Below are 20,306 nucleotides of genomic sequence, written 5' to 3' on the forward strand. Positions count from 1 at the left end.
ACCGTTTCACTTAAAAAATGATACACATGGGCAAGCAGAGGAAGCAGAGGAGCAGAGGAAGTGATTTGTATCAATAATTTCGTGAAATGGTATCAGATATTTTCGCACTAGACGATTGGCGATAGCCTAGTCTTGTACTGTGGCGTTTAAGCTACTGACAAAAGGAAATCTATGAAAGCTTACGAAATTCAAAGCAACGCCGGAATTGATGCTTTGGCATTAGTCGATCGCCCTGAACCAAAACCCGCACCTGGACAAGTTCTGATTCAAGTGAAGGCAACATCCTTAAATTACCGCGATCTGCTGGTTATTGAAGGAGCTTACGGCACTGGACAGAAATATCCGTTAATTCCCATGTCGGACGGGGCGGGAGAAGTTGTGGCGGTAGGGGAAGGTGTAACACGGGTGAAAATAGGCGATCGCGTCGCTGGTATTTTCTTCCAAGACTGGATTTATGGCTCTTTAACCAAAGAGAAAATGAAATCCGATCTCGGAGGCGGTATCGATGGAATGCTAGCTGAGTATGTCGTATTACACCAAGATGGTTTAGTAATATTACCTGACCACCTATCCTATATTGAAGGTGCAACTTTAACCTGTGCAGCAGTCACAGCTTGGCACGGACTAGTGACAAAAGGCAATATTGGTGCAGGTGATAGTGTTTTATTACTCGGTACTGGGGGGGTTTCAATTTTTGCTCTCCAGTTTGCCAAGATACATGGTGCTAGAGTGATTATTACTTCTAGCAGTGATGAGAAATTGGCACGAGCTAAACAGCTTGGTGCTGACGAGACAATCAACTACAAAACAACACCAGATTGGGAAAAGCAAGTTTATCAATTAACCAATCGCACAGGTGTAGATCATGTAATTGAAGTAGGCGGTGCAGGTACTCTGCCAAAATCGTTACAAGCAGTCCGTATTGGGGGACGTATTAGTTTTATTGGCGTATTATCGGGCAGAGGAAATGAGGTTGACCCCATGCCAATACTTTTTAAGAGTTTAACATTTCAGGGGATTTATGTTGGCAGTCGAGAAATGTTTGAGGCGATGAATCAGGCGATGCAACAGCATCAAATCAAACCAATTATCGATCGAGCTTTCCCCTTTACTGAAGCACGGGAAGCTTATCATTACCTCAAAAGTGCCGCTCACTTCGGTAAAATTATAATTTATAATTCGTAATTTTAAAGAATTTAATTTTATGTTTCAATTATGTTTCAAGTGGAAATTTAAATTCCCACTTGAAACATAATTATGAATTACATTTAAACAGCAGCGAGAGTAGGCGCAGCGAATTTAGCATATCGCTCGATGTAGAATTCCTTAGAATGAGCGATCGCTTTTACAGATTCACGCTCTTTCAAAGCATGTTTCCACTGGCGTAGACGGGTAAATTCCTCTGGTATTCCAAAGCTGCGATAATGCTTCAGTGCAGCCCAGCGCTCAAACCAGGGGAAATAGGTAAAATCAACCAAACTGATGGATTCACCAAACCAGTAAGGGCCTTCCCCAGAAAGCTTTGCGAAACCTTCCTTTTCAATAAATTCCAGGTGTTTAGATAGTTCCTGTTTAGCTTCTTCTTGTTTTTGGGGATCTGAACTCCGCAGCAGGGTAGAAAAAGCGGGAACGAATCTAGTGTTCGCAAAATCGATCCAGATGCGAGCCTGTGCCCTAGCAATGGGGCTGCTGGGTAACAGTGGTGGATTGGGAAATACCTCATCGAGATATTCGTTAATTACCGCTGATTCCCAAACTCGGTTCTCGTCATGAGTTATTGCAGGCACCTTACCATAAGGCGAAACTTTGCTAAATCCTTCAGGCTTATTCTGCAAATCAATCTCAATCAAATCGAAGTCGATGCCTTTCTCTTGGAGTACCAAGCGGGTACGGTGAGCATAAGGACAAACAACTGCACTGTATACCTTGATTTGGGCCATGTTTAAGTTCCTTGGTAAATAGGACTTGTTAATCGGCATTGGGAATTGAATTTTCATCCAAAATCCCAAATCTTAAATTGTTAGTGTCACAAAATCCTTTTGAAGCGAATGTAGCGTGCAAAATTCTCGACACTAACCAAACTTTTAATAATCAGAGGTTCGTAGTAAGGACTAAAGTCCATCCATTTAGTTAACGTGAGTTCCACAAGTCTTATTTGACCTCTCCCCCAGCCCCTCTCCGACACGGAGAGGGGAGCAAAAAGCTGAATTTTTCGTTGCTCCTCCCTTTCCGTTTCGGAGAGGGAGGTTGGGAGGGAGAGGTTCATCGAACTCACGTTTAGTTAGACTTGACAGACTACTAAAGCCAGGGCACTTCTTCAGGTGCATAACGAAAGGCGCGGAAGACTGTATTTTGCTCTCCACGAGTTACCGGTGACTTCTCACCTGGAATATTCCTAACTGCAAAGTGGGGATTGATGTATTCCCAAACAATTTCCCCTGTAACTGTCACCTCGAATATTCGACCATAAGCACCTTCTGTAATTAAGGTATTGCCATTGGCCAAACGTTGCGCTCCTGATATATAAGAACTGAAGAAATTTTGGGGCGGATTGTCGGTGTATTCCCAAACTATTTCTTTGGTTTTACGGTTCACCTCAATCACACGGGAAAAATTGAGAGCAATGTTACGGCGATGTGCGCCATTGTCGAAAATCAGGATATTACCGTTGGCTAGTTCGTTCGGGAAGTGCTGCTGTGCTAGCACGTCATCGCCCAGCGTCCAGATGATTTCTCCAGTTTTGCGATCCACAATGACAACTGTGGAGATATTACGAAAGCTCACTATAATGTTGCCATCAGCGAGTTCCCCGACAGTATTCCCATGAGTCCATTCATGTCGATGATCCTGGGGTGTAATCGTAAATATATCTGGATCGAGGTGTTCGTGGGCGTGCCAAGTCCAAACGATTTCACCTGCTGGAGTCACTTCATAAAGCACATCAGCATAGATATTACCATCTGGTTCTGTACCTGTTACACCGCCTTTGATGCGAGGAACTAAAGACTGAGGTATCTTTTCTATGGCGAGTAGAATTGTGTTGCCATTAGCTAATCTGCGTCCATCATGATGATGATCTGGATGCTTATATTCCCAGATAATATTTCCCTTGGGGTCTGCTTCTAAAACAACGCCACTTTTGAATGCAGCCCATAAAGCAAAACGTAGGGGTTCTTCTGGTGGAGTCTTACCATTATAAAAAAGGTTGCCATTGGGCAAAAGATAACCGTATAACCCTGGTGGATAAGGCAGATTCCACTGGTGTACTACTTCGCCTTCCAAGTTCAGAAGGTAGACTTCACCTTGACCTGTCAGAGGTGTGAAAAGTGTGTATCCTTTAAATACTTTTTCGGGATTGTAAGCTCTTAAACCAGTACCCCGACGACGAATAGTATTTTGGTCAACTGATATTGCTGTAAAAGTCATATCCTACCTACTAAATATCTAGTTGTGAATCTAAGAACTAAAACAGAGTGCATCGCTTATCTCTACTCATTCCTGAACAATTCACACTCACCACTCACTACTCAGCACTCTTATGGTGCTGGGTTTGGCGACTGAGCATGAACTATATCTAACTCTTCCAAAATGTCTTTGTTGAGAACTACATCCACACTTTCTAAATTCTCTTTAAGTTGTTCCAGTGTCGTAGCACCAATAATTGTGCTAGGCACAAACCAACGACTCCGCACAAATGCCAAAGCTAGATGCGCAGGGCTTAGTTGATGGCGTTTGGCAATTTCTATATAAGCTGATACAGCTTGACTGACTTTCGGTTTCAGATAGCGCTGACCAAAATTTTCAAACAAAGTGACTCTTGCTTTCTCTGGTTTGCCGTTGAGATATTTGCCAGTCAAGAAGCCAAATGCTAAAGGACTATAAGCTAGTAACCCAATTTCTTCGTGATAAACTGCTTCTGCTAAGGCTCCATCAAATACTCGATTCAGCAAGTTGTAAGCATTTTGAATCGAAACAACTTTGGGCAATCCTAACTGTTTAGCAGCATTACTAAACTGGGCAACTCCCCAAGGTGTTTCGTTACTCAAACCGATATAGCGAATTTTCCCAGCCTTAATTACATCGTCAAAAACTGCTAGCTGTTCAGCGATGGGAACCGTTTCTCCCACCTGAGTCGGATCGAACACTGTTTGCCCAAACCGTGGCACATAGCGATCTGGCCAGTGGATTTGATACAGATCAATGTAGTCTGTCTGTAATCTTTTTAAACTATCATCTACAGCTTGTTTGATATTATCACGATCAATTGCTTTGGCTCCTCCACGTACCCATTTAAAACCTCGACCAGGGCCAGCAATTTTAGTAGCTATAATCAGTTGTTCTCTTTGTTGACGTTTTAACCATTCCCCAATGTAAGTTTCAGTTAATCCATAAGTTTCGGCACTTGTTGGGACAGGGTACATCTCTGCTGCATCAATAAAGTTGACTCCTTGGGCAATAGAATAATCTAGTTGTTCATGGGCTTCTTCAATAGTATTCTGCTGTCCATAAGTCATAGTACCCAGACAAATTTCAGAAACTTTTAAGTCACTCTTGCCAAGTTGGTTATACTTCATATTTCTGTGTTGTTATTCAGTCAATTCAATAGTGATATTTTTGTTAGAGATTTTGCATTTTGTCAAGGTAATTATTATTTTTTAAGTAAATTAGCTTCAACCAATACTGGATTTGGTACTAAGCCAATATAAATTTTTCAGCGAATATTTATATATACTACTTTAAATCGGTAGACAAAACGTAGTTAATAAGCACAGTTGTATATTATTGCATAGATTAACCAGATAAGTAAGTTAGTTTTGAGTAATAAAAATTTTAAATATGTAGTAGAAAATACTTGTTTTTATTGAGTATTTGTGAAATGGGCTGTTTTAAGCTAGATATATAGTACAATAAATCGGTAGATTTGCAGTAGTATATTAAAAATCTTCAGATTATTCTAGAATAAAGTCTTAATAAATATTAATATGCTTAGTTACAAATAGCTTGTCTTTATGGTAATGAAAATATACTCAACATATCTGAGAGAGTTAACAGCATTTGGTAGCAATGAAAAAGATTTAGGGTTTTAATGACTTGCATAACCAGGAATTTTTTGCTGCGATCGCTTCCAATGACGCTCATGTATATAGCAATATGATTAGCGAACATAATTTCATTTAATTTATGCGATCGCAAATGCAATTAAGTTAATGTATTTGGATTTGTTGTTCTTAGAGACAACTCATTTAGTGATATTATAAATACAAGTATAAAAACCTCACTCTCTTACTAAAGTTTTTTTAGGGAATACACCTTTTGACATTAAGGCTAGACTCTTGATTTTCTCCTTATGCCGTGAGTTGTCTTTTCTAGAGACGGCTACATTTAGGAGAATCCCAATGTCATTAGACACAAATACCCTTGATAAACCAGCAAATAAGCTGCTGGCAGCTTTGCCAGCCAGTGATTATGAACGCCTTGTCCCCCATCTAAAGCTAGTTTCGCTCTCAAATCGGCAAATACTTTACGAAGCAGGCGAACCGATCGCACAGGTCTATTTTCCTAATAAGGCAGTGGTTTCTATGATCACCACTATGGAAAATGGCTCGACTGTAGAAGCTGGTTTAGTGAGCAATGAAGGTATGGTGGGTATCCCGGTAATTTTAGGAGACAACATTACAACCACAACAGCATTAGTGCAGATTCCAGACAGTGCGATGAAGATGGATGCGGATATACTCAGGAGCGAGTTTAATCGGGGTACAGCCCTTCAAAGCCTGTTGCTGCGCTACGTGCAAGGTATGTATACTCAAATAGCACAAGGATCTGCCTGCAACCGTCTTCATAAGCTAGAAAAGCGGCTAGCTCGTTGGCTGCTAACAGTTTCTGACCGTCTGCAATCAGAAGAATTTCCACTCACGCAAGAATTTATCTCACAGATGCTAGGTGTACGTCGCTCTGGTGTCACCGAAGCAGCTAACATCCTGAGTGAAGCCGGAATCATCACCTACTACCGTGGTCAGATTAACATCCTGAATCGAGAGGCTTTAGAAAAAACCTCCTGCGAATGTTATCAGATTATAGAAGATGAATATGTCCGTTTATTGGGCTTATTGCCCAATAAACGGCGAAAATAATTTTTTTTCAGCTTCAATGTACCAAACCGTACAGACTCGAAGAAGTTTATTCATTTAAGATTTATTTAGATTATCCCCGTGTTTCTTTAGCGAATACACCTTTTGACATTAGGATCAGAACCTTAATCCTTTCCTTGTGCCCTGATCTGTCTTTTCTAAAGTCACCTACCTTTAAGGAGAGTGGCTTTTAATGTCATTAGATAAAAAACTCTTTCAGCAACCACCAAATAAGTTTCTCGCAGCTTTGCCAGTCAGTGATTATGAACGTCTTGTTCCCCATTTGAAACTGGTTGCGCTCCCATTACGGAAAGTCCTTTACGAAGCAGCCGAACCCATCACACACGTCTATTTTCCTGATAAAGCAGTGGTTTTTATAGTCACCACTATGGAAGATGGCTCAACGGCGGAAGTTGGGATAGTAAGTAATGAAGGCATGGCGGGTATCCCAGTAATTTTAGGAGACAACACCACAACTACAAAAGCGTTTGTCCAAGTTGCGGGTGCTGCTATGCAGATGGATGCAGATATACTGAAAGCCGAGTTTAATCAAGGCGGAGCTATTCAAACCCTGTCGCTGCGCTATGTACAAGCTGTATACTCTGAACTGGCGCAAGGAGTTGCCTGCAACCGTCTCCATATACTGGAAGAACGGCTGGCTCGTTGGCTACTGACAGTCTCTGACCGTCTGGAATCAGAAGATTTTCCACTCACGCAAGAATTTATTGCCCAGATGCTGGGTGTACGGCGTTCCGGTGTGACAGTAGCGGCTAGCACCCTCAGCCGAGCCGGAATGATCAGCTACCAACGTGGTCATATTAGCATCTTGAACCGAGAGGATTTGGAAGCAACTTCCTGTGAGTGTTATCAAGTCATACAAAAGGAATTTGCTCGGTTACTGGGCTTCATGCCCAGTAACCGAGCCAGAAAATTTTTTTGAGTTAGGTGTACGAAACCGAACAGACTGGCAAAAGTAACTTAATTTAGAATATTATGAGCAAATTTCTCTTTTAATATTCAGTGAGCGACAACACCCTGAAGCCGCAAGTAAATAAGTTACTCGCGGCTTTGCCAACTAGTGATTATGAGCGTCTTGCTCCGCACCTAAAGTTAGTTTCGCTTCCCACTCGGCAAGTCATTTATGAACCAAGAGAACCCATCACACACGTCTATTTTCCCCAACACGCAGTGATTTCTATAGTCACTATTATGGAAGATGGTTCGACAGTGGAAGTTGGGATCGTGAGCAATGAAGGTATGGTAGGTATCCCAGTAATTTTAGGAGGCAACACAACAACCACAAAAGCGTTTGTCCAAGTTGCGGGTGCTGGAATGCAGATGGATGCTGATGTATTTAGAAGCGAATTCAATCGGGGCGGAGCTATTCAAAAGCTGCTGCTGCGCTATGTACGAGCTGTATATACCGAACTTACACAATCATGTGCCTGCAACCGTCTTCATACATTGGAGGAACGGCTGGCTCGTTGGCTGCTCACAGTCTCTGACCGTTTGGAATCAGAAGAATTTCCGTTGACGCAAGAATTTATCGCCCAGATGCTGGGTGTAAGGCGCTCTGGTGTGACAGTAGCGGCTAGCACCCTCAGCCAAGCCGGAATGATTCGCTATCAGCGTGGTCAAATTAACATCCTGAACCGAGAGAATTTGGAAGCAACTTCCTGCGAGTGTTATGGAGTCATCCAAAACGAATTTGCTCGGTTGCTAGGGAATCAGCTAAGACGCGTAGGCGTAGCCCGTCGTAGACATCGCCAATGAATTATTTTAAGTTACTATGTCCGACACCGGACAGACGCTTGCTAATTAGTTCCTTTAATATTTAGTAAAGTAGGCAACAAATAGCATTTACAAACACGTGCCTTTTGATGTGATTGCTACTTAAATTCTTTGAGCTATAGGGCGGTAAGAAGAATGTCTAATCAATCAATGTCTTTTCAAGGTCTGCGATTGCTCGTTGTTGATGACGATAGTGATACGAGAATATTACTTACCTTCCTTTTTGAATTAGAGGGAGCAGAAGTGATTGCAGCTGCTTCAGCAGACGAGGCTCTAAAAAGAATGTCATCTTTTAAGCCAGACATCCTAATTAGTGACATTTGCTTACCCGATGAAGATGGCTACTCACTACTCTCGAAGGTCAAAAATTTGGAAGCAAAGCGGGGTAGAAAAATTCCAGCGATCGCTCTGACGGCATCTATTTTCGAGGACGATCGTAAACGTGCATTATCAGCAGGTTATGATGTACACCAACGCAAGCCGATAGACTTAGACGAGTTAACTTCTATGGTTGCTACTTTAACTAGAACCAAACAATACGTTTGACATATTTAGATGCAATAAAAGACAAGCCACTAAGCAACAATGCTTTAACTAAATTTTATTTATTTTCAAAATGCGATATCTACGACGAGCTAACCCGTCTTAGACATCGCATTTTTTACGAATCTTTTGACTAATTTTATTTTTTCTTAATTTCGCTATCAATAAAAAATTTTAAAAACACAGTGATATAAAATATACTAAGAATAAATACAGAGAACGATCAAGTAATTCTCTGCGAGTACTCATTTTTTCATATTAAGGAGTGCATTATGGAATATCTTGCTTATTCCCAGATGTTTATTGCTCAAGAAGAGGCATCTGGAAACACTAAGTATAATCTTCCTCAACCTCAATTCAATTGGAAAAAACTGCTTAAATCTTCAGCTTGGTTAGCTTTAGCTGGTGTTGGTGTATTATTTGCTGCTGTAACCCAGATTCAAGTGAGTTCGGCTGCGTATGTAAAGACTAACGGCAGTTGTTTACGTGTCCGTTCCGGCCCAAGCAGCAACTACTCGTATGTGGACTGTGTACCAAATGGCGCAACACTTCCAGCCATTGAACGATATGAAAACGGTTTTGCCAGACTTTCTACAGGTAGATACGTTTTTGCGCGATGGATTGGTAATAGACCTAACAATCGTCCTGTGACTAGACCCGGTGGTGTTGGTGGTTCGGTGATTCTTACCCCTGGTTCAAAAGGTCAGCTCGTCAGAGACCTGCAAACAGCTTTAGGTAATCTCAGGGTTGATGGAGTTTACGGTCAAGAAACTGTTAGCCGAGTCCGAAGCTTTCAGGAAAGTAAAGGTTTACTTGTAGATGGTGTTGTAGGCCCCGAAACTCGAGCATCTCTGGGTATTTAGCCAGAAGCCACCCTTAAAAAATCTCGTGGTTTGGTAAATATTGTCAAACTAGTTTTGAGGGTTTGTAGTAAGCACTTTAGTGCTTAGAAAATAACGACTTTAGTCCTTACTACGAACTTTTTTACCCATAAATGTAATTTTGGACAATCTGCAAAATGCGCTCTGCTGCATGACCATCCCCAAAGGGATTAATTGCGTTTGCCATCGCTTCATAAGCATCTGAGTCACTGAGTAACTCAGCAGCGGCTGCAACAATCTTCTCAGTTGTAGTGCCGACAAGTTTGGCTGTACCAGCGACAACAGCCTCTGGTCTTTCGGTGGTGTCTCTCAAAACTAGCACTGGTTTTCCCAAGCTAGGTGCTTCTTCTTGCAAGCCACCAGAGTCAGTGAGCAAAAGATGCGATCGCCCAATTGCTGCCACCAATTCGCCATAATCTAGAGGATCTGTCAAGAAAATCCGGGGATGATTCCCTAAAAGTTCCTGCAATGGGACTCGCACTGTCGGATTGCGGTGCAATGGTAAGAGCAAAGCTGTATCAGGAAACTTGTCTAAGATTTGTAAAAAGCCCTGAGCGATCGCTAACAGAGGTTCTCCCCAATTCTCCCGACGATGAACTGTTGCTAACAAAACCCGATATGATTCCCAGTCTAAGCCTGGGACATCGCAAACTACTTGGGTTGCAGCGACATTTAACAATGCATCAATTACAGTGTTACCCGTCATGTGAATTTCACCCAAAACACCAGAACGATGCAAATTTTCCACAGCCCAAGGAGTCGGCGCAAAGTGCAACTGAGTAATTTGAGAAATCAACCGCCTATTAGCCTCTTCTGGGTAAGGATTGAAGATATCATCAGTTCTTAACCCTGCTTCTACATGACCAATAGGAATTTTTTGATAAAAAGCTGCCAAAGCTGCGGCAAAAGCAGTGGTAGTATCTCCCTGCACAATTACGAAATCTGGCTTTTCCGCCTTGAATAATGCCTCTAATCCTTGTAAACTACGGCAAGTAATGTCATTTAGAGATTGCTGAACCTGCATAATTTCCAAGTTATAATCAGCCTTGATATTAAACAGTTGCATAACTTGCTCAACCATCTCCCGATGCTGTCCAGTGAGAATTACTTGCAACTGAAATTTTGAAGACTTCTGGAAAACCTGAATAACTGGAGCGAGTTTAATCGCTTCCGGGCGAGTACCTAAGATAATGCAAACGCGTTTTTGATTAGTCATTAGTCAACTGTAATTTGCCATCTATAGTCAATCCTCTATAGTCAATGGTCTATGGTCAATAGTCGGCGGTCAATCCTTACATAAACCATAAATATTAATGGATAAATCACACAAGATATAAAAAAACCCGGCTTAACCGAGCAAATGCATTGTTTATCTAATTAACCTGTAATGACTATTTAAAAGTTCACATTATAAAACCCATGAAAAAACCCGGCTTAACCGGGCAGACGCACTGTTTGTCTAATTAACCTGTAATAACTATTTAATCTCACAAGTTAGAGGGCAAGCAGCGTAAACAGTAGCCTGCATTTGGTCTGCCTCTCCATGCAGCCAGCTTAACCATTTAACTTCACTAGGATGAACTCCCTTAACAGTTAGCACACCCGCAGCCAATACAACTGCCATGACATTAAAGATTATTAGAGCGCCTGCTACAAGCAAAACCGCACTAACAGGCATCACAGATTGTAAGATAATCGACAACAGACATCCGACCGTAGCCATCAAGACAACTAGTGGAAAACCCACAACCAACAAACATACTGCTAATGTAAAAGTCCATATTAAAAAGCTTTTAATCATCAACAAGGAGTAGGTCTTTCCTTGATTAGAGCTTTGAGCAGAAACCATTGACTTTTCCTCCCAAAATACACAACAAATTTTAATTTCAGTCATTTCTCGCTTTTCACGAGTAAACTGAATTGTTCTTCAGTGAAATTCAGTATATAAAAACTAATTGAGAAAATGAGCATTTGTTTACTAAAGTTTACAGTTAATTTTTCGTAATTATGAATATAAACTCAACTTTCTATCTATTAAAAAAACTTGTTTACTGCATCTACCTTCAGGTATATAACCTAAAAGGTACGAGCTTTTAACTTTGATCCCCACGATATTACTCCTCTTCAACTTAACATTTCTTATAAAAACTAGTAGTCTTTCTCATAATTCCTAGACGGGCTGAATAAATGAACTGCCTAGTATTTGTACTGTTAATTGCTAGCAATTCGTGCCCATGCCTGAGATAAATTTCTCATCTAAGTCATGAGAATATTTACCTTGAAACAGAAGCATTAAAAAATACTTTTTAACCAGTGTGTATTTACTGAGGCGTTTTGACTCCTTACGTGTGTTAAACCAGTTTAGATAGGTTAAATAATCTATCTAAATATTCTGAGTAGTCAAATCTTAGGAAATAAAAGATACCAATTGAGGTGGATGAAATAGATTGACCGTGGTTCTAGAGCTTCAATCGCCTTCTATCACCGCTAAGGCTTGTAGACAAGCATTCTCCAAAAGTCATCAAAGCAAGTGACTTTACTTCTCGTTAATTCAACTTTATTAACTGCCAAATGTGAAGATATATGACAGAACCACAATCTCCATTAAATTCTAACTCTGCCGCCGTACGTAATTTGCCACCGCCACCACCGCCAACGCCAACCTTTAGTACGCAGCGGCAGATGACACAAACACTCGATATGTCAATGGATAGGGGCACTAATCCACCTGTTGCAGGTCATCGTCCAGGTAGTCCACCGCCAATACCTAATTCAGTTCGCCCTCAAAACAGCATTGCAGGGCCCACTTTAGAGAAGTTAATCAGGGAAGCTTACGACCAGGGATATTCTGACTTGCACTTGGGTGTAGGAGAATCACCCCGCTTCCGCAGCCGAGGAGAAATTCAATCAGGAGATTATCCAGAAACAGATAAAGAAACTTTTATGAGTTGGTTGCGGGAGGTAATGAGTGAGGGAGAAATTCAGCGCTTTGAAGAATCCTTAGAATTTGACGGAGCAACTCAATACGAATTTGCTCGCGTGCGGATTAATGTTTTTGGCTCCCTTAAAGGGCCTGCAATGGTGTTGCGGTTGATTCCGCTAAAAATCTTAACTATGGAACAGTTGAGATTACCTCCGATTTTTCGGGATATTTGTCATCACCATAAAGGTTTAATTTTGGTGACGGGACCCACTGGTTCTGGTAAGTCCACCACAATGGCAGCGATGATTGACTACATCAATAAGGAAATGGCCAAACATATCATCACCATTGAAGACCCGATAGAATTTGTCCATCAAAGCCGCAAGTCTTTAGTCAAACAGCGGGAAGTGGGAATGCATACCCGGAAATTTGACAACGCTTTGAAAGCAGCTTTACGGGAAGACCCAGATTTGATTCTGGTAGGGGAAATGCGGGACAAGGAAACAGTTAACACCGCCTTAAAAGCCGCTCAGACTGGTCACTTAGTCATGGGAACCCTGCACACCAATAGCGCGGTCAAAACCATTGAGCGGATTCTTAACCTCTATTCTGGTGAAGAACAGGATGCAATGCGGGTAGCGATTTCTGAGTCTTTAGTCGCAGTAATTGCTCAAGGCTTGTGTCGCACAACTGACGGTAAGCGGGCTGCTTTCCACGATGTGCTGATCAATACTGAGGCGATTAAAGAATGGATCAAAGACGGTAAGTATGATGAAATTGGCGAGCTGATGAAACAAGCCGGCTTTGACGGCATGATTACGATGAATCAGTCATTGCTCAATCTCTATCAAGACGGACGAATCACTGAAGAAACTGCTTTAGAAATGTCACCAACTCCTAACGAAATGGCACAGTTTCTCCGAGGTCGAGTTTAGGATTGGGGATTGGGGATGGAGAAGAGGCAGAGGAGCAGGGTGTGCGGGGCAGAGGGGAAAACTCTTCTCCCCTGCTCCCCAATCTCAAATATCTTTGCGATCCTGGTTGAGGTTATAGCTAAGGTAAAAGAGAGAATTTTTACTTTTAGTTCCCTAACCTAACCTCTGTGAATAACTTGACAACAAACAAACTATCTACACCCCAGCTGTTTAAAGGCATTGCGCTATTTACACCTGGAGGAGATTTAATTTACTGCATCGACCCTAGCAAGCAAGGTCGATGGCATTTGCATTTGTGCTCGGCTTTGCAAGAAATTCTAGATTTACCAGAGCCACCGCACTTTTTAGTGCCTTGTTATACTGCAACTATTGACAATTGGTTAGATCCGCGCACTCAACAAGTGCGAACTTTTGCTGAAGCTTATCCGGCTGTAATTAGACACCAAACTTTGCTTAATGCTGTTTTTGGCACAGGGGAATTAGTATGGCAAGCAGCTCCTTGGCAAGAAGGATTGTGCGATCGCATGGTGTTAACAACCTATCGTTCATCATTTGGGCAGCTTTGGGAAGATCACGATTTAATTGTCCGTCTAGACCTTTCTGAACCTGTGCCAAAATATCACCAACCAGTAATTGTACAAAAAAAAGAAGCCATCACCCAAGGCTATGTTCTCCGGTTGTTTGTTGCCGGACATAGCAGTTCTACTGAACGCATTCTGCAAAATTTACACGAATTGTTAGAGCGATCGCTCGGACATCCTTATACTCTGAAGGTGATTGATGTTTTAAGTCATCCAGAACAAGCAGAACTAAATCAGGTTTCTGCAACTCCTACCCTTGTCAAGGTTTGGCCTCACCCAATTCGGCGAATCGTTGGAGAGTTGGATCATGTAGAAAAGATTTTACAGATGTTAGCTGCTAAGGAAAAATTTTAGGTAATCAGACTAGTTTTTTGCCAAGTGCGCGGTAAGCGTTCAGGGGGTAGCAGGGCGATCGTAAAAAACTGCAACCAGAATCTGGTAGTGTGAAGTCACAAGTGGTTATGGAGTAAGAGTAGTAGCACTTGTCGCATTGCTGAGTGGAGTGTATCGCAATAGTCAAAGGATGGTACAAAGTGCAATGCAAGAAGTGTTTGGGATAGCAATATCACTGGGAACCGTAAACAAACTCAGGTTTGAAGCTAGCGATGCAGTTACGACTTATGTGGATGAAGCAAAACAATACATCCATTGCTCAAAGGTTGTAGGAGCAGATGAAACGAGCTTTAATCAAGCTAATCTCGACGGTTGTAATCCCCAACAAAGAAAGGCTTGGCTATGGGTTGCTGTCACAACGCCACATGCTTCAAGTCGGCAAAGCCGCGCAACGCAGTGGCTCCCCCTAGTCACATTTTTTGAAATTGCCCTAACTCGTTGCACCCAAGCGGCTGAAAACTTGTTGGGTGAAAACTTTGGGAGGATTTTAAATTCCGACCGTCACGGTGCATACAACTGGGTAGAACTGGAACGTCGGCAATTATGTTGGGCGCATCTACGACGGGAATTTATCAAAATCTCAGAACGTTCTGGAGTCTTTGCAGGATTAGGGATTGCGCTGATTAAACAGCAGGAGAAATTATTTGAGTTATGGCATCGAGTTAGAGATGGCACTCTGGCGCGTTATGAGTTTATTGAATTAGTCAAAGATATTAAGGAGCAAATCTTAACTTTATTGCAACAAGCCGCTGACTACGAGATTGGTTATCGGGAAAAAACACCCCTGTCCAAAACTGGAAGGAGTTCAGGTTTCATCTAAAACAGATTTATTAAAAAACTTAAATAAAAATTTTGTAAAAATTAAAGATTATTTATGGGAAGATGGTACTTTATATTTAGAATAGATATTACTTTCATTAGCATAATTTTGGTAATATAATCCCGTATTCATAATTTCATCAAGACGACCCCTGATTTTTGATTTGTTTAGATGTAGCTTCCATAAAGTCGATAAAAACTTTTATGAGCTTATGAATTCCCTCGCTACCTCCTGCAATTAAACCTCCTGTCAGCAGTGCATCTAAACAACGGAAAATAACTACTTGTATGGGATTATCTAAATCAATAACTACAAGTGGTTCAATTGAGCGAACACCTATTGCACTCATTAAAAGACCGAATAAAAGGGATGTCCATAGAGCAATTGTCCGTGTATCAGATTTATAGGCTGTTCTTTGGCGTTCTTTTTCATTTATATCATCCATTTGTGGCTGGAAAATTTTTAATGAATCTTGTTGATTCTGTGTAAAATTTTGGATGATTTGCTGTTCTAAACTCATTCCTTCTGGTGGAAGTCCACTGATTTGATTTGATTCTAAAGAAGGGAATTGGTTCTGTTGTACTTCCATAAGTCTTATCTTCTCAGAAATTAGAGCCTTTTCTTGCTGAATACTAATATCTAGTTGTTCAACGAATGGGCCACGCCAAGTAGTTATAAAAACTTCTAAAGAACGCTCTAGCAATAAAGAAATAAATAATTGTAATGTGAGTAACTGGACAATATCATTAACTCCAAATGGTTTTAAAACGAATGGTTTAGATGATAACCAAGTTGACAAAGTTACTACTAGAAAACTAATAATGATTAATACAATAAATAAAGGAGATTCGGGAGAAAGCTTTAGCAACGTATCTATACTCCTGTTTCGCGTTACAATATCTAACACAGCCTGGAGGTGAAAACTACACCTGCTGAGTAACTTAACAACGTTAATTTGATAGAACAGTAAATAATTTATGACCCGTCCCTTTTTTCTAAAAGTATGATAAGTTACGCTTTTGTGGAAGCAGAAAGCATTCCAGTGCTACTGTGCATAGGATGACGCTAGAGCAAGTAGCAACCGTAGCACTAACTAAAAACCCCTCCAAGGTGTTGGAGGGGTATAAAGTCATTTTTGTGAATGGGATGGTGATTAGGGGGAGACAGCAGCTTTTCCTGTTCGGTTACGCATTTTCTTGTCAAAGCAATCAGATGATAGTACAGCATTTCATAAATCCATTACGAACCTCTGCAAGTCTATACTTAGTAAGAGAAATCATTAGTACTATCGTCTGATGTCAGCTGCGACTCGATAGCGTTTAGATAACCTTTATCATTCAAAGCTTGTGGTGGTAAATTTTTAGCGTTGACAGCGGTCTTAATCACATTTAGTGCAGTTACATTTCCTGTTTGGTATTGAGATACCAAAGCACTACCGCTAGGAATATCCTGTGTTTTCAGATTACCTTGAGAAGCTATAAATGCAGCATCAAAATCTTTTAGGTAGCTGACATTAGTAGAATGAGTAGATGAATTGTTAGAATTGATAGCTATAGGTTCGCCACTATTGCTAGTAGCTATTTGAGTGCTACCGATTCCAGGCAATAAAGCAATAGAAGTAACAATGAGTACAGAATCTATCAAGATAGAGAGTTTCATAGGATTATCCTTAGTTATAGTAAAGTGCAATTAGTGTTATTGAGTAATAGAGTCTTATTTTTTATCTGTCTTAACTTCCTGCACCCAGTTCACCTGAACGGTTGATTTTTTCCTCACCCATTCGGGTGATTTAATCGAGCGCATCCTACGGTTCATTCAAAGTTGCTAAGACCCCAATACGCTTGGCTTAAGGACTTCTTTCTTATCTTTGCGTCTTTTGCGTCCAACTCTTACGAGACGCTGTGCGTAGCTTCCCGAAGGGGTGGTTTATTTCCGCCGTGTTGTACTAGGATTAAGAAGTTGCGCAAAATTTAGCAAGGGAAAGAGTTTCATTATTGATGCTGTGTTGGTTGATAAATTGAGAGTTAAGTTCAGGAAAAACTTGAACAGATATATATTTAACTGAGGTTATCTAAAAATTTATGCAGCAATACGCTTGGGTTAGCGCCAAAAGTCTTAAACTGTGTAGGTTGGTTGAGGAACGAAACCTAACATTTCCTGGGCTTTGTTGGGTTGCGCTTTGCTTAACTGAACTGTATTGATTTTTGCAGCCTTGTTACTCAGTTGTAGGCATAGCCCAACTGAGGCATCGTATTTCTGCACTATCCCCTTCAACAGCAGATTTATTAGTTAAGGATGATTGAATCTAATTTATCTATTCGGTTTCCCGAACACACAAATTAGAGTAAACCGTAATCTATTTTGTATGTCTAATTTAGGACGGTAATCATCAATAAATTAGTGCTAATAACCGAATTTACATCAAGCTAAATTTTACATAGTATGAATATGTAAGCACGAATTGAAGTGCAATACTGATTAAATAAAAGCTAATTACTGCGAGGAATAGTTATGACACTAATTCGTTTAAATACTTCAAATCAAATTGACACTGTACAAGATCTAATTAATAGTTTATTTCAAGACACGGGATTAGCATCTGTATTGTTGGACAGAGACTTAAGCAATGTTCCTGCTGCTGAAATCCAAGAAACTGAAGATGCAATTCATCTGAAGCTAGAACTGCCAGGGCTGGAAGCTAAAGACCTGGATGTGGAAGTCACAGAAAACGCTGTTCACATTAGCGGTGAGCGGAAGTCTGAAACAAAAACAGAGGAAAAAGGTGTTACTAGAAGTGAGTTTAATTACGGGAAATTTAAACGCGTAATTCCTCTATCAGTTCGGGTTCAAAACACTAAGGTTACGGCAGATTATAAAAATGGGATATTGAATCTAATACTGCCTAAAACTGAGCAAGAAAAAAACAAAGTTGTCAAGGTTAATTTAGAATAACCTGCTAACTAATGGTTTGCGATCAGACTACTTTACCTCCAATGATTGATTGAAATAGTTAAGAGCTTGGTCATGCGAGTGACCAAGCTTTTTTCTAAGTAATTTAGTGTTGAGAAAAAAGTACTAAAGACTTTCGAGATTTTTAAGCACCTCTGCGGCTGACTGATATCGTTGAGTGAAGTCGAAATGTACCATTTTATTTAAAATCATAACCAACTCGTCTGTAGCATCAGTTAATTCGCGCCAATGTTGCCAAATCTGTTGATTAGCATCAGCTACACTTTGGATAATTATTTCACCAGTATTTGTGTCTCTACGAAACTCTCTGGGTTCTACCCCAGTTAAACCTTGTATTCCCATAATTCCCAACGCATAAATATCGCTGTTGAGTTTTGGCAACCCACTCATTTGTTCAGAGGGTGCATAATTAGGAGTGCCAATTGAAATTGTTTGAGCTTCTTGCTGCTGAGGTTGAATCTGCTTAACAGCGCCAAAGTCAATTAAAACAATGTGCCGATCTGATTCTCGCCTAATTAAGTTACTAGGTTTGATATCTCGATGGATTACGCCATAGCTATGAACAAAAACAAGCACGTTTAAAACTTCTTTGAGTATTTCCACAACTTCAGCTTGTTTTAGTTGCTTCCCAGCAGTTAACTCTTTATCCATAGCGTGTCCTCGAACAAATTCTTGCACTAAAGAAAATTGCCGATTTTCTTCAAAAAAAGCTAGGAGTTGAGGAATTTGTGGGTGCTTACCCAAAGTTTCTAAAATTTCTGCTTCAGCGTCGAATAGGCGTCTGACAACATTTAAATATTCTGCATCTTGGCGAGGAGGTCGCAACTGTTTGACCACACACTGCGGATTACCAGGACGCTGGATATCGTCGGCTAAATAAGTATTGCTAAATCCTCCAGAACCCAAGGGTTGAGTAATTTTGTAGCGGTTATTTAGTAGTGTGCCTAGTGAAATTTCTTGCCCGATGGAATCAGCAATTACTGTTGGTGCCTCATTTGAGGCGTTGCCGCGCTGCCGTAAAAGACCTTGCAATTCTAGAATTAATTGTTGGTGTTCTTGAACCCGTTGGGTAATTTCTTTTTGCTCTTGCTTGGTTTGATAAGCACTATAGGCAAGGACACTGCCGGCGGTAAATACTAACCCCAACGCCGGAGGTATGACTGGGAACCATCCAGCTTGGGTAAAAATGACAAAATTGGCTCCAAATAACACTGCAAGGGCTGTTGCTGCTGCCAATACTAAGCCTAGCGGATGTTGAATCCGCCATACTAGCAACCCACCAACTACAGTCCATACCCATATCCAAAGGACTTTACCCCACTCAGGCAAAAACCAAAATAGAGGCTGTTTGTTAAGAACAGCACTGAGAATTTGACTAACGCTGTGGGCATGAATTTCAATTCCGGCCATTTTGCCAGAATTATCTGATTTACCGCTAGCAAAGGGCGTATTAAAAATATCATTTAAACTATTAGCTGTTGAACCAATCAAAACGATGTGGTCTTTAACTAAATCTGGTTTAACTTGATTTGCAAGTACTTCTGTAATAGTTACCTGCTGGGCAACCTGATGACCAGAACGGTAATTAAGCAGGATTTGGTAGCCATTGGTATCTGCTTTTTCATAGCCGCCAGCACTACTTTGCAGGGGTTTAAATATAGTATTACGTAGTTGTAGTTCCTTTTTGGGGGTAAATTCTAGTTGGATGCCTCCAACTTCTAAATATTTGAGTGCTAGTTGTAAGCTAAAAGAATAGGTACTTTGACAAGAATCGGATTCCTCTGCACTTACTAATAATAGATTGCGGCGAATTGTAGCGTCAGTATCTTCTACGACATCATTAAATCCCACTCGCTCTGCTTCAACGCCTTTTGGGGGCGCTATTCCCGGATTGTTAGAACCAGAATGTTTGCAAATAGGAATGATGATATCGCTCTGTTGTAGGCGTTGCAGTAGTTTGTCATGACCAGGCGGTACTGGTAAGTCACGAAAAATATCTAGACCAATGACTCGCGGTTGATATTCTTCAAGTTTGCCTAACAGCCGGTCTAGAAGTTCGCTAGACAGGGGCCAATTCCATTTTTGGATATCTTTTTCACTTAAAGCGACAATCAATAAACGAGTGTCTGGGCCTGAGTCGGCACGTAATTGCATCATTTGGTCGTAGACTTTCATTTCTAGAGGCTCGAAAACCCCCAGTTTTTGAATGCCTATTAACAGAAGTGTTGCGATCGCACTTGAAAGAATAACTGGCTGTCTAAATAAACTTTTAAAAGTTACAACCATTTTTTTAAATAGGTTTTACCTTAAAATATACGTATATTTTGAGATTAATTTT

Annotated in this window: 17 protein-coding genes and 1 pseudogene; 10 read left to right on the forward strand and 8 right to left on the reverse strand. The window is 40.8% G+C overall.

The features are described 5' to 3' along the window. The first annotated feature begins 171 nt into the window (after positions 1-171). Positions 172-1,185 (forward strand): NAD(P)-dependent alcohol dehydrogenase, encoded by a 1,014-nt coding sequence (locus HWQ42_RS14950; protein ID WP_292813329.1) that lies wholly within the window; start codon positions 172-174, stop codon positions 1,183-1,185. 83 nt (positions 1,186-1,268) lie between these two features. On the opposite strand, the gene HWQ42_RS14955 is transcribed toward HWQ42_RS14950, so the two are convergent. The 3 genes from HWQ42_RS14955 to HWQ42_RS14965 all read right to left on the reverse strand — a co-directional run bounded on the left by HWQ42_RS14955 (position 1,269) and on the right by HWQ42_RS14965 (position 4,574). Further along, positions 1,269-1,940, reverse strand: a complete 672-nt coding sequence (locus tag HWQ42_RS14955; RefSeq protein WP_292813332.1) for a glutathione S-transferase family protein — start codon at positions 1,938-1,940, stop codon at positions 1,269-1,271. Positions 1,941-2,298: 358 nt separating this feature from the next. Next, on the reverse strand, positions 2,299-3,426 hold the full coding sequence (locus tag HWQ42_RS14960; protein ID WP_292813334.1) for an aryl-sulfate sulfotransferase: 1,128 nt from the start codon (positions 3,424-3,426) through the stop codon (positions 2,299-2,301). Positions 3,427-3,536: 110 nt separating this feature from the next. After that, on the reverse strand, positions 3,537-4,574 hold the full coding sequence (locus HWQ42_RS14965; RefSeq protein ID WP_292813337.1) for an NADP(H)-dependent aldo-keto reductase: 1,038 nt from the start codon (positions 4,572-4,574) through the stop codon (positions 3,537-3,539). Positions 4,575-5,396: 822 nt separating this feature from the next. On the opposite strand from HWQ42_RS14965, the gene HWQ42_RS14970 reads away from it, so the two are divergent. The 5 genes from HWQ42_RS14970 (at position 5,397) to HWQ42_RS14990 (ending at position 9,328) form a co-directional block, all read left to right on the forward strand. Further along, positions 5,397-6,134, forward strand: coding sequence for a Crp/Fnr family transcriptional regulator (locus tag HWQ42_RS14970; RefSeq protein ID WP_292813340.1), 738 nt, complete (start codon positions 5,397-5,399; stop codon positions 6,132-6,134). Between the two features lie 190 nt (positions 6,135-6,324). Further along, positions 6,325-7,071: a Crp/Fnr family transcriptional regulator gene (locus HWQ42_RS14975; protein ID WP_292813342.1), complete on the forward strand. Its 747-nt coding sequence runs from the start codon at positions 6,325-6,327 to the stop codon at positions 7,069-7,071. A gap of 80 nt (positions 7,072-7,151) precedes the next feature. Further along, a complete protein-coding gene (locus HWQ42_RS14980) occupies positions 7,152-7,904 on the forward strand; it encodes a Crp/Fnr family transcriptional regulator (RefSeq protein WP_292813346.1) in 753 nt (250 codons plus the stop codon). Positions 7,905-8,057: 153 nt separating this feature from the next. Then, complete coding sequence (locus HWQ42_RS14985; protein WP_292813348.1) at positions 8,058-8,468, forward strand: response regulator; 411 nt, start codon at positions 8,058-8,060, stop codon at positions 8,466-8,468. Between the two features lie 269 nt (positions 8,469-8,737). Then, on the forward strand, positions 8,738-9,328 hold the full coding sequence (locus HWQ42_RS14990; RefSeq protein ID WP_292813351.1) for a peptidoglycan-binding protein: 591 nt from the start codon (positions 8,738-8,740) through the stop codon (positions 9,326-9,328). Positions 9,329-9,449: 121 nt separating this feature from the next. On the opposite strand, the gene wecB is transcribed toward HWQ42_RS14990, so the two are convergent. Together wecB and HWQ42_RS15000 are read right to left on the reverse strand one after the other, a co-directional pair. Continuing rightward, positions 9,450-10,562, reverse strand: a complete 1,113-nt coding sequence (wecB, locus tag HWQ42_RS14995; protein WP_292813353.1) for a non-hydrolyzing UDP-N-acetylglucosamine 2-epimerase — start codon at positions 10,560-10,562, stop codon at positions 9,450-9,452. A gap of 261 nt (positions 10,563-10,823) precedes the next feature. Continuing rightward, complete coding sequence (locus HWQ42_RS15000) at positions 10,824-11,195, reverse strand: hypothetical protein (protein WP_292813498.1); 372 nt, start codon at positions 11,193-11,195, stop codon at positions 10,824-10,826. Positions 11,196-11,929: 734 nt separating this feature from the next. On the opposite strand from HWQ42_RS15000, the gene HWQ42_RS15005 reads away from it, so the two are divergent. From HWQ42_RS15005 to HWQ42_RS15015, 3 genes and pseudogenes are all read left to right on the forward strand, one after another. After that, complete coding sequence (locus HWQ42_RS15005) at positions 11,930-13,204, forward strand: type IV pilus twitching motility protein PilT (protein ID WP_292813356.1); 1,275 nt, start codon at positions 11,930-11,932, stop codon at positions 13,202-13,204. 167 nt (positions 13,205-13,371) lie between these two features. Further along, positions 13,372-14,139 carry a circadian clock KaiB family protein gene (locus HWQ42_RS15010; RefSeq protein WP_292739576.1) on the forward strand — a complete coding sequence of 256 codons (768 nt, stop codon included), beginning with the start codon at positions 13,372-13,374 and terminating at the stop codon, positions 14,137-14,139. Between the two features lie 118 nt (positions 14,140-14,257). Further along, a pseudogene (locus HWQ42_RS15015) lies at positions 14,258-14,998 on the forward strand (transposase); the annotation flags it as partial. Positions 14,999-15,137: 139 nt separating this feature from the next. Here the strand turns inward: HWQ42_RS15015 and HWQ42_RS15020 are convergent. Next, a complete protein-coding gene (locus tag HWQ42_RS15020; RefSeq protein ID WP_292813358.1) occupies positions 15,138-15,866 on the reverse strand; it encodes a hypothetical protein in 729 nt (242 codons plus the stop codon). Positions 15,867-16,261: 395 nt separating this feature from the next. Further along, the gene (locus HWQ42_RS15025; protein WP_292813361.1) at positions 16,262-16,657 is read right to left on the reverse strand and encodes a hypothetical protein; all 396 of its coding nucleotides are present in this window, start codon (positions 16,655-16,657) and stop codon (positions 16,262-16,264) included. Positions 16,658-17,509: 852 nt separating this feature from the next. On the opposite strand from HWQ42_RS15025, the gene HWQ42_RS15030 reads away from it, so the two are divergent. Beyond that, positions 17,510-17,950 (forward strand): Hsp20/alpha crystallin family protein, encoded by a 441-nt coding sequence (locus HWQ42_RS15030; RefSeq protein WP_292813363.1) that lies wholly within the window; start codon positions 17,510-17,512, stop codon positions 17,948-17,950. Positions 17,951-18,073: 123 nt separating this feature from the next. Here the strand turns inward: HWQ42_RS15030 and HWQ42_RS15035 are convergent, their stop codons facing one another. Next, entirely contained in the window at positions 18,074-20,254 is a 2,181-nt protein-coding gene (locus HWQ42_RS15035; protein ID WP_292813365.1) for a CHASE2 domain-containing serine/threonine-protein kinase, read from the reverse strand. Between the last annotated feature and the right edge of the window lie 52 nt (positions 20,255-20,306).

Origin of the sequence: Nostoc sp. JL23 (genome assembly GCF_017115065.1) — a bacterium.
GTDB lineage: Bacteria > Cyanobacteriota > Cyanobacteriia > Cyanobacteriales > Nostocaceae > Nostoc > Nostoc punctiforme_A.